Here is a 13,016-nt window from a genome sequence, read left to right as displayed (position 1 = left end):
CATCGCTTTTTCTTGAAGGAGACACAGTCATGAGCACATCCGTGGTCCTCCCCGCGCTCGGTGAGAGCGTCACTGAGGGAACGGTCACCCGCTGGCTCAAGAAGGTCGGTGATTCGGTCCAGGCCGACGAAGGTCTCCTCGAGATCTCGACCGACAAGGTCGACACCGAAATCCCCTCGCCCGTCAGCGGCGTGATCGAGGAGATCCTCGTGGACGAGGACGAGACGGTCGAGATCGGAGCCGTCCTCGCGAAGATCGGCGACGGCTCGTCGACCCCCGCAGAGTCGGCCCCCGCTGAGTCGGCCCCTGAGGAGCCCGCTGCCGAGGAGCCCGCTGCCGAGGAGCCCGCCGCCGAGGAACCCGCGAAGGAAGAGGCACCGGCTCAGTCCGCGCCGGCATCCGCGCCCGCGTCCTCCGGCGACGCGAAGGACGTCGTCCTTCCCGAGCTGGGCGAGAGCGTCACCGAGGGCACCGTCACCCGCTGGCTGAAGCAGGTCGGCGATGACGTCGCCGTCGACGAGCCGCTTCTCGAGATCTCCACCGACAAGGTCGACACGGAGATTCCGTCCCCGATCGCCGGCACGCTCACCGAGATCCTCGTCCAGGAGGACGAGACGGTCGAGGTCGGCGCTGTGCTCGCCCGCGTCGGCTCCGGCGCCGCCGCTGCACCGGCCGACCCGGCCCCCGCGGCGCCCGCCGAGGAGAAGGCCCCCGAAGCACCCCAGGCCCAGGAGTCGACGCAGGACGCTCCCGCGGCTGAGGCGCCGAAGGCTGACGCACCCGCGGCCGAGGCCGAGGCCCCCAAGGCTGAGGCACCCAAGGCTGAGGCACCTAAGGCTGAGGCACCTCAGGCCGCACCCGCCGAGGACGGCGTGACCTACGTCACGCCTCTCGTGCGCAAGCTCGCTCAGCAGCACGATGTCGATCTGTCGACGATCACGGGCAGCGGTGTCGGTGGACGCATCCGCAAGGAGGACGTCCTGAAGGCTGCGGAGGCCCCGAAGACTGACGCAGCTCCGGCTGCCGCAGCACCGGCCCCCGCCGCCGTCGAGGTGTCGCCGTTGCGCGGCACGACGCAGCCCATGTCGCGTCTGCGTAAGGTCCTCGCCAGCCGCGCCGTCGAGTCGATGCAGCAGACCGCTCAGCTGACGACGGTCGTCGAGGTGGATGTCACGAAGCTCGCGAATTACCGCGACTCCGTCAAGGCGTCGTTCCTCGAGAAGACCGGCGACAAGCTGTCGTTCCTGCCGTTCTTCGCTCTGGCCGCCGCCGAGGCGCTGAAGACGTACCCCGTCATCAACTCCACCGTCGACGGAGACCAGATCGTCTACCCGGCGAGCGAGAACCTCTCGATCGCGGTCGACACCGAGCGCGGCCTGCTCACGCCGGTCCTGCGCGACGCGGGCGACAAGAACATCGCTCAGATCGCGCACGAGATCGCCGATCTCGCTGGCCGCACGCGCAACAACAAGCTGAAGCCCGACGAGCTCGCGGGCGGCACGTTCACGCTGACCAACACGGGTTCGCGCGGCGCGCTGTTCGACACTCCCGTCGTGTTCCTGCCGCAGTCGGCGATCCTCGGCACCGGTGTGGTCGTCAAGCGCCCCGGAGTGGTGACGGTCGACGGAAAGGACGCGATCAGCGTCCGTTCCTACGTCTACCTCGCCCTGTCGTACGACCACCGCGTCGTCGATGGTGCGGACGCGGCTCGCTTCCTCAGTGCGATGAAGGCCCGCCTCGAGGCTGCACAGTTCGAGGGTCAGCTCGGCGTCTGACGCCGTTCGGGCGAAATCCGTCATGGCTGGTCCGCGAGGTCGTAAACCTCGCGGACCAGCCATTTCTCTTCCACCCGCACCATGACCAGGACCTGCGTCAGCTCGTCTCCGACGATCTTCACCGCGGCAGCCCCGCCGTACTCATCCACGACGTCCACTCCATAGCCTCCGGCGGCTGCGGGGATGTTCCCGGGGTCGACCGACTCCTCCCCCCACCGCTCGCGGCACGGCGCGTCCGAACACGCGCTCACCGCGTCGACCAGCCGGCGCGCGGCCGCGACGAGCTCCGCGGGGCCCGTGTCCTCGTGTGCAGGTGGGTCAGCCGGAGCCGAAGACGCCGCTGTCGGGGATGCAGAGGCGGACCTCGGCGGGGCAGTCGAAACGGACCCCACAGCGGCCGCCGGTCGGTCCTTCTCGTCGGTCGGACACAGGGCTCCCGCCAGGATCACAGCGGTCGCCGCTGCCGCCGCGACGAGAACCACTCTCCGTTTGCCCGCCGGGCGTGTCCTCCTCCGACCCCGGACGGCAGAGGTTGGTGTGAACACGGCACGAGTGCGGGCGATGGCGCGACCGACGCGATCGGCGACACCGCCGTCGACGAGTCGGGCGACGAGGTCGCGCACTGCACTCGTCACCCCGGGCCCGGCGACGTGCTCACCGGTGGTCCGCAGCCGCGTGGGCGCCGCCGTATCGGCGTCGCGGAGCGAGGTCGGAAGAGGCTCAGGATCGGCCGCCGCGAACAGCAGGTCCTCGACCTCCTCCGATTCGCGGCGCAGCCGGCGTGGATCGTCGATCGCCTCCGCCGCGCGATTCAGCGCCGCACGGAGCGGCGGGCTCGCGGGGTCCAGACCTTCGAGAAGAGCGAGCGTGTCGCGCCGCCAGTCCAGTGTCCCCGTGAGCGCGAGGACGGGTCGGCCCTCCGTCGTCACCCACCACCGGCCGCAATCCGCGCCCAGCCGGTCCGCCTCCGCCGCTCCCCGAAGAGCACTGACGGCGACGGTGACGAGCGCTCCCGGTGACAGTGCGGCATCCCGCACCACATCGTCGAGCTGCACGGGACAGTGAGCCAGGAGGACGCGCGGCCCGTCCGTCGTCGCGGCGGCGTCGATGGGAGCGAGGATGTGCTCCGTGTTCAGCGCCGCCCACGCCGGTGAGGCCGCGACGTCGACCGCGTCCACCCAGACGGTGAGAGGTTCTCCGGCTCGGAGGACGCCGGCGAACGGTGCCTCCGCGAGTGTGAGATCGCGGAGGGCTGCGGGCGTCTCGAGAGTGACGGGGTCCATCCCTCCAGCCTGGGAAGCCGGTCAGGGTGCGGACGGCCCAGCCTGGCGGCCGGTGGACAGCCGGCATCCGCTCGACAGTGTGAAGAAGTCTGCGGGGCGCGAAGGTAGGCTGAGCACATGGCATCCCGCAGTACCGCACCTGAGAAACGCCCCGGATTCTTCTCGCAGATCCGCTCGCTCTACACGTTCACGCAGAGCGAGTTCCGCTGGCTGCCGTGGGCGCTCACCGGCGCGGTCCTCATCGGGATCGGAGTGGGCATCGGGATCGGTTTCCTCGTGCCGCCGGTGGAGATCTGGAGCGTCATCCTCTGGGGCGTGAGCGGCCTTCTGATGGGTGTCCTGCTCGCGATGGTCCTCTTGACCCGCCTGTCGACGCGCGTCATGTACCGCAAGCTCGACGGGATGCCGGGAGCCGTGGGACATGTTCTGTCGACGGGCCTCGGCCGCAGCTGGGTGACCTCGGAGATGCCGGTGGGCGTGAACCCCCGAACGCAGGATGCCGTCTACCGCGCCGTCGGGCGCGGCGGTGTGGTCATCATCGGCGAGGGAGCCCGTGGACGCCTGACGCGGCTCATCAACGACGAGCGCAAGAAGGTCTCGCGGGTGGCATCCGGGATCCACGTCGAGGTCCTCTACGTCGGCGACGGCGAGGGCGACATCCACATCTCCAAACTCGCCAAGACGATCAAGTCGCTGCCCAAGAACGTCGACCGTGCGACACTCGCCGCCGTCGTCAAGCGCATCGAATCGGTCTCGCAGTCGGTGACCTCGCTTCCGATCCCCAAGGGGATCGATCCGGCGCGCGCCCGGGCGCAGCGGCCTCGCTGAACCCGTCCAGCGGGTGGCGAGGACAGTTCCGACTGCCTCATATCCGTTCCGGGTCTTCCGACGTGAGGATCAGCCGGAGGCGACAGCCGTATCGACGGCCTTCCGCAGCTGCGGGATCATCGTCCGTGCGAACGAGTCCGTCAGATGGTGGTTGTCGGAGTAGACGATGACGTTGCCGATGACAGCCTTGCATCTGGATGCGGTGCAGAAGGTGTCCGTGAAGTCCGCAAGAGTCGCGCCTGGCGCGCGGCGCGCAGCCTCGGCAGTGATCTTCACGCCTTTGAGACCATTCTCACGGCTCACCGAGCAGGGCTCAGGATCGTCGTAGTCCGTCGCGACGCAGTTGGGGATGTTCCGCTGCATCCGTGGCACATCGCGCAGCACCAGCACCTGGATTCCGGCGTCCTCGAGCGTGTTCCAGTAGGTCGCAAACCCCACGGCACCGTTCTGCTCGTCGCTTCCGTCGTCCACGAAGTTTGATGCCGCCGACCACGTGGTGATCACGAGGTCAGGTCGGTCCGTCAGAAGCTCGTCCATCACCGTGGCATTGGGCCTTGTGCAGACCGTCTCGTTGGCGGCCTCCTCCACGCGCGGCGTCGGGCTGAACGGACAGGCGTTGTGCAGGTAGGTACGCAGGGTCCACCCTTCCTCCTCCGCCATGTCCGCCAGCGCCGTGGAGTACATACGGGCGTGCGAGTCGCCGACGAGCGCCACGGACATCTCCGCCTGTGCGGGTCCCGCCGTGCAGGACACGGTCCCCGGGTCGCGCTGCTTCGATACGCACTCGGCATCGCTGAAGGCGATGTTCCGATCGCGCCCGGCGTCGAGAGGGCTGGGCGTCATCGCGACGAGGCCGTCGTCGAAGGCGGGCAAAGCGGGGTCGGATGCGGCCGCCGCCCCCAGACGCTCGACGCCCTGAGCCTTCTGAGCGAGCGCCTGCCACTGCGCGGTCGTCGCGGCCGTCGCCACGGGATAGGCGAACGTGAGCGCGGCCACGACGATCATGCTCACTGCGGCCCCGATGAGCGAGCGCTTCGTGGACGTGGAGAAGTACGTGGCCCGGCGGACCGGTTGCTCGATCCACCGGTAACTGAAGTTGGCGAGGACGAAGGACACGACCGTCATCCCCAGGAGATCGACGTAGCCGATGCTGCGCTGCGACGCGATGGGCCACAGGACGATGACCGGGAAGTGCCAGAGGTACAGCGAATAGGAACGATCGCCGATCCACTGCGTCACACGCAGCCGCGAGACCCAGAGCCACGGGTCCCACCGCGGCAGAGTCACCGGCCCCTCCCCTTCTCCTCGCGTGCCGGCCAGGATGACCGCCATCGTGCCGAGGATGACCGGGAGTGCCGCCGCCCCCGGGAAGGGTGTGTCACTGGTCAGGACGAGCGCAGACGAGGCGATCGCCACCAGCCCGCCGTAGGCGAGGACGTGGCGCCACAGCGGGGAGACGCGCCGCAGCGACACGACCGCCAGGAGTCCACCCGCGCCGAGCTCCCACACGCGGGTCGTCGTGACGAAGTACGCATCGGCTCGCCCGTCGAGAACCATGACCACGGAGTAGACGAAGGAACCGGCCACGACGACGCCGAACATGAGGAGCAGACAGCGGCGGAGCCTGAACCCATCGCTCCGCGCGGCGCCGGACGCCCCCGATCGACGCGCGACGACCCAGAGAGCGAGCGCCACGATCAGCGGCCAGAAGAGGTAGAACTGCTCCTCGACGGAGAGCGACCAGAAGTGCTGGAACGCCGTGGCATCGTTCTCCGCCGCCGAGTAGTCGACGGAGTCGTTCGCCAGCACCCAGTTCTGCACGTAGAAGATCGATGCGAGGGCCTGCGTCTGAAGGTTCGCCAGCGCCGTGGCCGGGACGACGAACAGTGACACGAGGACCGTGGCCGCGATCGCGACGAGGCTCGCCGGGAGGATGCGACGGGCGCGAGCCGCCCAGAACGCTCCGAGTCGCACCCGTCCCGAACGGGTGGCCTCGCGGAGCAGGTGACTCGTGATCAGAAAGCCGGAGATCACGAAGAAGACATCGACGCCGATGTAGCCGCCCGTCAGCCGCTCGGGCCGGAGGTGGTAGACGACGACGAGCAGGACCGCGATGGCGCGAAGCGCTTGGATGTCGCTCCGGAACAGGCTCGGCACATGCTGCCGGCGCGTTCGACGGCCGTCGGTGACGATCGGCACCTCGTTTGTTCGCGCGTTCACAGGCAGTCACCCTGTCTCCGCATGCCCCGGCGATCCGCTCTCATGGGTTCAGCCTCTGACGAGGACGGTGCCGACGGCCTTGTCATGGAGTCCGCGCTGATCGGCGTCCCAGATGACCGCCGGCAGGACGACGACGAGCAAGACCGTGCGGATGATCGGGCGCCACAGTCCCGGCCATCCACCGCGGGCCAGTTCGACGCGCATCCCCAGGATGCGATGCCCCGGGCTTCCCCCGATCGTGGGGATGAAGACGACCTGGAGAACGGCGAAGACGATCATCGGCGCGAACAGTGTCCACCCGGCCTTCTCCGGCAGCGCGAACTGGTCGTATCCGAAGAACGCAGTCGCCAGGATGGTCGCTGCCGCGTAGTCGATGAAGAGAGCGCCGATACGACGACCGGGGCGACCGATACTCCCGCGGCCGGTGGCGGGACGGCCCAACCGTTCTCCGGGATGATCGGGCGAGGACGAGGTCACCGCTTCAGACTAATCGCGCCCACGTAACATCCTCGAAACATCGGGGACACTGCCGAGCAACTGCTTCCCGATAGGTTCGAGGAGCGCCTGATCCGACGGGCGTCGACATCGCACCCGATCTTGGAGACTCCATGTTCAAAGATTCTTCCGAGGTGCTTGCTTTCATCAAGGACGAGGACGTCAAGTTCCTCGACATCCGTTTCACGGATCTGCCTGGTGTCCAGCAGCACTTCAACATCCCGGCCTCGACCGTTGACGAGGAGTTCTTCACGGTCGGCCAGCTCTTCGACGGCTCCTCGATCCGCGGCTTCGCGAACATCCACGAGTCCGACATGCAGCTGATCCCGGATGTCACGACGGCCTACCTGGACCAGTTCCGCGAGGCGAAGACGCTCGTCATGATCTTCGACATCTACAACCCGCGCACCGGCGAGATCTACCACAAGGACCCGCGCCAGGTCGCCAAGAAGGCGGAGAAGTACCTCGCCTCCACCGGCATCGCCGACACCGCGTTCTTCGCGCCCGAGGCGGAGTTCTACATCTTCGATGACGTTCGCTACGAGGTGAAGCAGAACTCGAGCTTCTACTCCGTCGACTCCGAGGAAGGCGCGTGGAACACCGGTCGCGTCGAAGAAGGCGGAAACCTCGCCAACAAGACGCCGTACAAGGGTGGGTACTTCCCAGTCAGCCCGGTCGACAAGACCGCCGACCTCCGCGACGACATCACCCTCAAGCTGATCGAGTCCGGCTTCGTGCTCGAGCGCTCGCACCACGAGGTGGGCACGGGTGGCCAGCAGGAGATCAACTACCGCTTCGACACCATGGTGCACTCGGCGGACGACATCCTGAAGTTCAAGTACATCGTCAAGAACACCTGCGAGGAGTGGGGCAAGGTCGCGACCTTCATGCCCAAGCCCCTCTTCGGCGACAACGGCTCCGGCATGCACACGCACCAGTCGCTGTGGCTCGACGGCAAGCCGCTGTTCTACGACGAGAAGGGCTACGGCGGGCTTTCGGACACCGCTCGCTGGTACATCGGCGGCCTGCTCGCACACGCCCCCGCGGTCCTCGCCTTCACGAACCCGACGATCAACTCGTACAAGCGACTGGTCAAGGGCTACGAGGCTCCCGTCAACCTGGTCTACTCGGCGGGCAACCGTTCGGCTGCGATCCGCATCCCGATCACCGGCTCGAACCCGAAGGCCAAGCGCATCGAGTTCCGCGCTCCGGATGCCTCCGGTAACCCGTACCTCGCCTTCGCGGCGCAGATGATGGCCGGCCTGGACGGCATCATCAACCGCATCGAGCCGCACGAGCCGGTCGACAAGGACCTGTACGAGCTGCCGCCCGAGGAAGCGAAGAACATCCCGCAGGTCCCGAACTCGCTCCTCGACTCGCTCGAGGCTCTGCGGGCCGACCACGAGTTCCTCACCCGCGGCAACGTGTTCACGCCCGAGCTCATCGAGACGTGGATCGAGTACAAGATCGAGAACGAGATCAAGCCGATCGCGGCACGCCCGCACCCCTTCGAGTACGAGCTGTACTTCGGGGTCTGATCCCATGACCGAGAAGAGCCCGCCGGCATGACGCCGGCGGGCTCTTCTGCGTCACCCGAGAGGTGACGACGTACGTCAGAGACCCTCGTTGTCGTTGGTCGTCAGCCATCGCTGCAGCTCATCACCGGAGGGCCGCAGGGAGGTTCCCCATGACTCGACCACCGGGGCATCCTTCTCTCCCGACAATGTGCAGAGGTAACCGCCCTCCGTCTCCTCGGTCTCGGCGGGCACGTAGACGAACCATTCCGGCGTCACGGGGCGCCGCACGACGAGCGCGCTGTCCTCGACCACGGTGAGCGGCTGATCCGGCATGCTCGCGCTGACGCATTCCGCGACCAGCGCGCCCCACTCGGTCGAATCGAGGACCACCGGCTCATCGCCGGCGGATGCGGACGGCGAGGGCGACGGAGCGGGTGCAGCCGGCGACGCAGCGGCTGACGACGACGGCACGGCCGACTCGTTCGGTGCGGGTGTCGCGGTGCTCGACCCTCCCGCGGCGCATCCACTGGCTCCCAGCGCCCAGAGGAGGGCCATCGATGCCACTGCGGCACGTCTTCCGATCCGCGTCCGAACCGCTGTCTGAGGTGTCATTCCTCGAACGTATAGGTGAATGATGCACCGTCACCGAACGATCTGATAACAACGTCAGAAGCCCGGCAGGTTGATGTCTTTCGGATCCACCTCGATGTCGCCGACGTCGTCGGGGCCACCCGTGCCCGGTGCGACCTGGACCTGCGACGCGTCGATGTCGCCGTCGACGTCGTCGGAGACATGTTCGCCCTGCTTCTGCTGTGTCTCGGTCTCACTGCCGGGGCTGTAGGCGGTGTCCCGGTCGACCCCATCGACCTGGAACTGGGGTGAATCCGTCGCGGGTGTGGGTTCGCCGGAGGGGGAATCGTGGTGGTTCGTCATCCTCGGACGCTACGCTCCCCCACACCGGGACCACGCCCCCTTGACAGCCTCAGTGGGCTGCCGGCGTCTCGGTCTTCGTGTGTCCCCGGTCCTTGCCGCGCAGGCGTCCGATCAGCAGGATGGCTCCGACGATGACGAGCCCGAGGAGCAGACCGGCGACGGCGGACACGAGTGTCTCGCCGATCCACACGATGACGGGCCCGGCGGCCTCGAGCAGATGCTCCACACCGTGCAGGAGGTCCGTCGTCCAGTGCCAACCGACCTTGCCCACGTTCTCGAGCACGAGGTGTCCACCGACCCACAGCATGGCGACGGTGCCGAGGATGCTGATCGCACGGAACACCGCAGGCATGGAGCGTACGATCCGGGCGCCGTTGTGGCGCACGCGCTTGATCGAGCTCTTCGCCATCTTCAATCCGATGTCGTCGATCTTCACCAGCAGTGCGACGGCGCCGTAGACGAGGAGGGTCATCATGAGGGCGATGACCGCCAGGATGGCGAGGGTCTGCCATACCCCGAGGTCCTCCTCGAGGCTGTCGAGCGCAATGAGCATGATCTCGCTCGACAGGATGAGGTCGGTGCGGACGGCGCCGAGGACCAGCTTCTTCTCGTCGCGCTCCGCCTCCTCTTCGGCGTGCATGTGGAACCCGAACCACTCGAGCACCTTCTCAGCGCCTTCGAAGCAGAGGAACGCGCCTCCCAGGATGAGCAGGAAGGGGAGCACCTGGGGGGCGAACGCCGTCAGTACGAGCGCGATCGGGATGATGATGAGGAACTTGTTGACGAGTGAGCCGAGCGCGATCTTCGCCACGATCGGGAGCTCCCGAGCCGGCGTGACCCCCTGGACGTACTGGGGCGTCACGGCAGCATCGTCGATGACGACACCGGCTGTCTTGGAAGAGGCCTTCAGGGCGGCGCTCAGGATGTCGTCGACGACGGCCAGCAGTCCAACGGACATGGGGGTGCCTTTCGGTGTGATCGGCACTCAGCCGTAGAAGAGATTCTCGAAGGCGCGACGTGCCCGACGCGCGGTACGCAGCCAATCCTCCTCCACCTGCGTGGCGGAGCGCGGCTCATACTCCAGGAGTCTGCCGATGCCGTCGAGTTTGCCACGATCGCTCGGCAGCACGTCGCTGGTCTGGCCGGAGAGGAGCGTGTTGGCCGAGCGGAGCCGGCTGGCGAGCCACCATGCCTCGGCAAGACGTTCGGCCGCGTCATCCGGAACCAAACCGGCGCCGCGGGCGGCTTCGAGCGCGGCGGTGGTCGACGTGGTGCGGAGACCTTCGACGTCGGCGGCATGCTGCAGCTGGAGGAGCTGCACGAGCCATTCCACGTCGCTGAGTCCGCCCGGCCCGAGCTTGAGGTGCCGCGACCCATCGACCCCCTGCGGCAGTCGCTCGTTCTCGACCCGCGCCTTGATCCGTTTGATCTCGCGCAGACCCTGCGGATCGGGATGGAGCGGATACCGGAGGTCGTCCGCCAGCGCCATGAAGCGGCCGATCAGCGTGACGCTTCCGGCGACGCCTCGGGCACGCAACAGCGCCTGCGCTTCCCAGGACAGCGACCACCGGCGGTAGTACTCCGCGTAGGAGTCGAGCGATCGCACCATCGGGCCGTTCCGCCCCTCCGGGCGAAGACCCGCGTCGAGATCGAACGGCGCGCGCTGATCCTCCGAATGGGTGCGCAGCCCCTGGACGATCTTGAGCGCGAGCTCCTGCGCCCGCTGCGCCGGCACGCCGTTGGCGTCGTAGACGTAGATGACATCGGCATCGGAGCCGAAGCCGAGCTCGGCTCCCCCGAAGCGCCCCATCGCGATCACCGCGAAGTCCAGCGCGTCGTCCTCGGGCGGGACGACCTCACGCCACACCGCGCGGAGGGTCGCCTGGATCGTCACCTCGCTGATCGACGTCAGACCCTGCGAGAGCTCGGCGATCGTCAGCTCGCCCAGCAGTCCCCCGAGGGCGAGGCGGAGGAGCTCGCGGCGACGCAGCGCGCGCACCGAGCGCATCGCGTCGCCTATCGATTCGTGGCGCGCCTGAATCGCGCGCGCCTCCTGCTGCAGCGCGAACCCGGACCTCGGTCGCAGCTGCTCCGAGGAGTCGAGCCAGGCAGCCGCCTCGGGGATCCACTCCATGAGATCGGCGGCATACCGTGAGCCCGACAGCACGTGGGTCAGACGCTCCGCCGCACCAGAGGAGTCGCGGAGCATCCGCAGGAACCAGGGGGTGTCGCCCAGGCGTTCACTGATGCGCCGGAACGAGACCATGCCGTAGTCCGGATCGACCCCGTCGGCGAACCAGCGGATCATGACGGGCATGAGGTGGCGCTGGATGGTGGCCTTCCGGCTCAGTCCGCTCGTGAGCGCTCCGATGTGGCGAAGCGTCCCCGCCGGGTCTCGGAATCCGATCGCCGCAAGCCGGTCATGCGCCTGAGCGGACGACAGGGCGCCCTGTTCGTCCGCGGGCAGCGCCGCCACCGCCGACAGGAGCGGGCGGTAGAACAGCCGGATGTGGATCTCCCGCACCTGGAGCTTGATGCGCTCCCACACGGCTCCGATCCCAGCGGCATCCGTCGCCAGCCCGGTCGCTCGGGCCAGGACGCGCAGCTCGTCGTCGGTGATCGGCATGAGGTGCGTCCGCTGCAGTCGCCGCAATTGCAGGCGGTGCTCCATGACACGGAGGGTGCGATAGTGCTGGCCGAAGGCCGCGGCATCCGTTCTCCCGATGTACCCCTCCCCGACGAGCGCGACCAGGGCACCCAGGGTGCTCTGCTGACGGATGCCCTCGTCCGACAGGCCGTGGACCAGCTGCAGCAGCTGGACGGTGAACTCGATGTCGCGGATGCCGCCGGGTCCGAGCTTCAGCTGCCGGGCGACCTCGTCGGACGGGATGTGGTCCGTGACGCGCTCGCGCATCCGCTGGACGCTGTCGACGAAGTTCTCCCGGGCGCTGCTCGTCCAGACGAGCGGCTGCACCGCGGCGCAGTACCGCTCCCCCAGTTCCAGATCCCCGGCGAGGGCACGCGCCTTCAGAAGCGCCTGGAACTCCCAACTCTTCGCCCACCGCGCGTAGTACGACAGGTGCGAGTCGAGGGTGCGGACGAGGGCTCCCTGCTTGCCTTCGGGCCGGAGGTTGGGGTCGACCTCCCACAGGGGTGGTTCGATCTCGACGTCCGAGATGCCGCGCATCGTCAGCGCCGCGAGACGGGTCGCGATGTCGACCGCGCGGCCCTCCGCGAGTTCCGCTCCTTCGGCCACCCCGGCGACGAAGATGACGTCGACGTCGCTGACGTAGTTCAGTTCGCGCGCGCCGGTCTTCCCCATGCCGATGACCGCGAGGCGCGTCACAGCGACCTCGTCACGCGGGAACATCGTCGCCGCGCGAGCGCGAGCGGCGCACAGCGAGGCGTCGAGGGCCGCGCCCGCGGCATCCGCCAGCGCCGCCGCGACCTCCGGCAGCACGTCGGCGGCATCGTCGGAGGCGAGGTCGTAGGCGGCGACGAGCGCCACGAGCCGGCGGTAACGGACACGCAGGGCGATCCACGCAGACTCATCGGATGCCGCGGCGAACCCGTCCGCGTCCGCCCCGACGGATTCGAGCAGACTCTCCCGCATGGTGCGCCCCGAGGGCAGCATCCGTCCCGCACCGATCAGGTGCACGAGCTCCTCGGGATGACGCAGGAAGAAATCGGCGTAGCCCGAGGAAGCCCCGAGGAGGGACCACGCGACGTCGCCGGCCTCGGCGAGCACATGCGTCAGGGCGTCGGGGGCACGCCGACCGATCCGCACGCAGGCCTGCACCGCACCGTCGGGGTCCGCCGCCCGCTGCGCAGCCGCGACGAGATCGGTACGCGCGATGCCGCTCAGCTCGCTCAGCTCGTCCAACGCGTCGGAGGACGATGCGAGGTCCGAGAACCCCGCACGGGCAAGATCGGTGAGCGCAGCCCGTCGCTCGATCGAGGCCATG

11 protein-coding genes are annotated in these 13,016 nt (G+C 68.1%); 3 read left to right on the top strand and 8 right to left on the bottom strand.

Annotated elements, in window-relative coordinates:
• Positions 1–29 precede the first annotated feature (29 nt).
• Positions 30–1,775, top strand: a complete 1,746-nt coding sequence (gene sucB / locus AC4NN1_RS01425; protein WP_491954355.1) for a 2-oxoglutarate dehydrogenase, E2 component, dihydrolipoamide succinyltransferase — start codon at positions 30–32, stop codon at positions 1,773–1,775.
• A 20-nt stretch (positions 1,776–1,795) separates the two neighbouring features.
• Here the strand turns inward: sucB and AC4NN1_RS01420 are convergent, their stop codons facing one another.
• Entirely contained in the window at positions 1,796–3,058 is a 1,263-nt protein-coding gene (locus AC4NN1_RS01420; RefSeq protein ID WP_491954354.1) for a hypothetical protein, read from the bottom strand.
• A gap of 117 nt (positions 3,059–3,175) precedes the next feature.
• On the opposite strand from AC4NN1_RS01420, the gene AC4NN1_RS01415 reads away from it, so the two are divergent.
• Positions 3,176–3,886: a DUF4191 domain-containing protein gene (locus tag AC4NN1_RS01415; RefSeq protein ID WP_336123594.1), complete on the top strand. Its 711-nt coding sequence runs from the start codon at positions 3,176–3,178 to the stop codon at positions 3,884–3,886.
• A gap of 69 nt (positions 3,887–3,955) precedes the next feature.
• Here AC4NN1_RS01415 and AC4NN1_RS01410 read toward each other — a convergent pair whose 3' ends face one another.
• Both AC4NN1_RS01410 and AC4NN1_RS01405 read right to left on the bottom strand, forming a co-directional pair.
• Positions 3,956–6,106: an acyltransferase family protein gene (locus AC4NN1_RS01410; RefSeq protein ID WP_336123593.1), complete on the bottom strand. Its 2,151-nt coding sequence runs from the start codon at positions 6,104–6,106 to the stop codon at positions 3,956–3,958.
• Positions 6,107–6,154: 48 nt separating this feature from the next.
• Positions 6,155–6,583, bottom strand: coding sequence for an RDD family protein (locus tag AC4NN1_RS01405; RefSeq protein WP_116229164.1), 429 nt, complete (start codon positions 6,581–6,583; stop codon positions 6,155–6,157).
• A gap of 131 nt (positions 6,584–6,714) precedes the next feature.
• Here AC4NN1_RS01405 and glnA point away from each other — a divergent pair, with 131 nt between their 5' ends.
• Entirely contained in the window at positions 6,715–8,139 is a 1,425-nt protein-coding gene (gene glnA / locus AC4NN1_RS01400; RefSeq protein ID WP_018186667.1) for a type I glutamate--ammonia ligase, read from the top strand.
• 75 nt (positions 8,140–8,214) lie between these two features.
• Here glnA and AC4NN1_RS01395 read toward each other — a convergent pair whose 3' ends face one another.
• From AC4NN1_RS01395 to AC4NN1_RS01375, 5 genes are all read right to left on the bottom strand, one after another.
• Positions 8,215–8,508, bottom strand: coding sequence for a hypothetical protein (locus tag AC4NN1_RS01395; RefSeq protein ID WP_311856608.1), 294 nt, complete (start codon positions 8,506–8,508; stop codon positions 8,215–8,217).
• Between the two features lie 4 nt (positions 8,509–8,512).
• Positions 8,513–8,641 (bottom strand): hypothetical protein, encoded by a 129-nt coding sequence (locus AC4NN1_RS01390; RefSeq protein WP_491954353.1) that lies wholly within the window; start codon positions 8,639–8,641, stop codon positions 8,513–8,515.
• A 143-nt stretch (positions 8,642–8,784) separates the two neighbouring features.
• Positions 8,785–9,051: a hypothetical protein gene (locus AC4NN1_RS01385; protein WP_491954352.1), complete on the bottom strand. Its 267-nt coding sequence runs from the start codon at positions 9,049–9,051 to the stop codon at positions 8,785–8,787.
• Positions 9,052–9,100: 49 nt separating this feature from the next.
• Positions 9,101–10,009, bottom strand: coding sequence for a DUF808 domain-containing protein (locus AC4NN1_RS01380; protein WP_491954351.1), 909 nt, complete (start codon positions 10,007–10,009; stop codon positions 9,101–9,103).
• A 27-nt stretch (positions 10,010–10,036) separates the two neighbouring features.
• Complete coding sequence (locus AC4NN1_RS01375) at positions 10,037–13,015, bottom strand: bifunctional [glutamine synthetase] adenylyltransferase/[glutamine synthetase]-adenylyl-L-tyrosine phosphorylase (protein WP_491954350.1); 2,979 nt, start codon at positions 13,013–13,015, stop codon at positions 10,037–10,039.
• Between the last annotated feature and the right edge of the window lies 1 nt (position 13,016).

It is taken from the genome of Microbacterium sp. MDV22-iso44 (assembly GCF_058629135.1).
Note: the sequence above shows the minus strand (reverse complement) of the source record. Positions and strands in the feature narration are given on the sequence as shown.

Bases quoted from the DNA above. Each gene is read 5' to 3' on its own strand.
- sucB (WP_491954355.1), top strand. From the start codon at position 30: ATGAGCACATCCGTGGTCCTCCCCGCGCTCGGTGAGAGCGTCACTGAG.
- AC4NN1_RS01390 (WP_491954353.1), bottom strand. From the start codon at position 8,641: ATGCGCCGCGGGAGGGTCGAGCACCGCGACACCCGCACCGAACGAGTC.
- glnA (WP_018186667.1), top strand. From the start codon at position 6,715: ATGTTCAAAGATTCTTCCGAGGTGCTTGCTTTCATCAAGGACGAGGAC.
- AC4NN1_RS01385 (WP_491954352.1), bottom strand. From the start codon at position 9,051: ATGACGAACCACCACGATTCCCCCTCCGGCGAACCCACACCCGCGACG.
- AC4NN1_RS01380 (WP_491954351.1), bottom strand. From the start codon at position 10,009: ATGTCCGTTGGACTGCTGGCCGTCGTCGACGACATCCTGAGCGCCGCC.
- AC4NN1_RS01375 (WP_491954350.1), bottom strand. From the start codon at position 13,015: ATGGCCTCGATCGAGCGACGGGCTGCGCTCACCGATCTTGCCCGTGCG.
- AC4NN1_RS01420 (WP_491954354.1), bottom strand. From the start codon at position 3,058: ATGGACCCCGTCACTCTCGAGACGCCCGCAGCCCTCCGCGATCTCACA.
- AC4NN1_RS01415 (WP_336123594.1), top strand. From the start codon at position 3,176: ATGGCATCCCGCAGTACCGCACCTGAGAAACGCCCCGGATTCTTCTCG.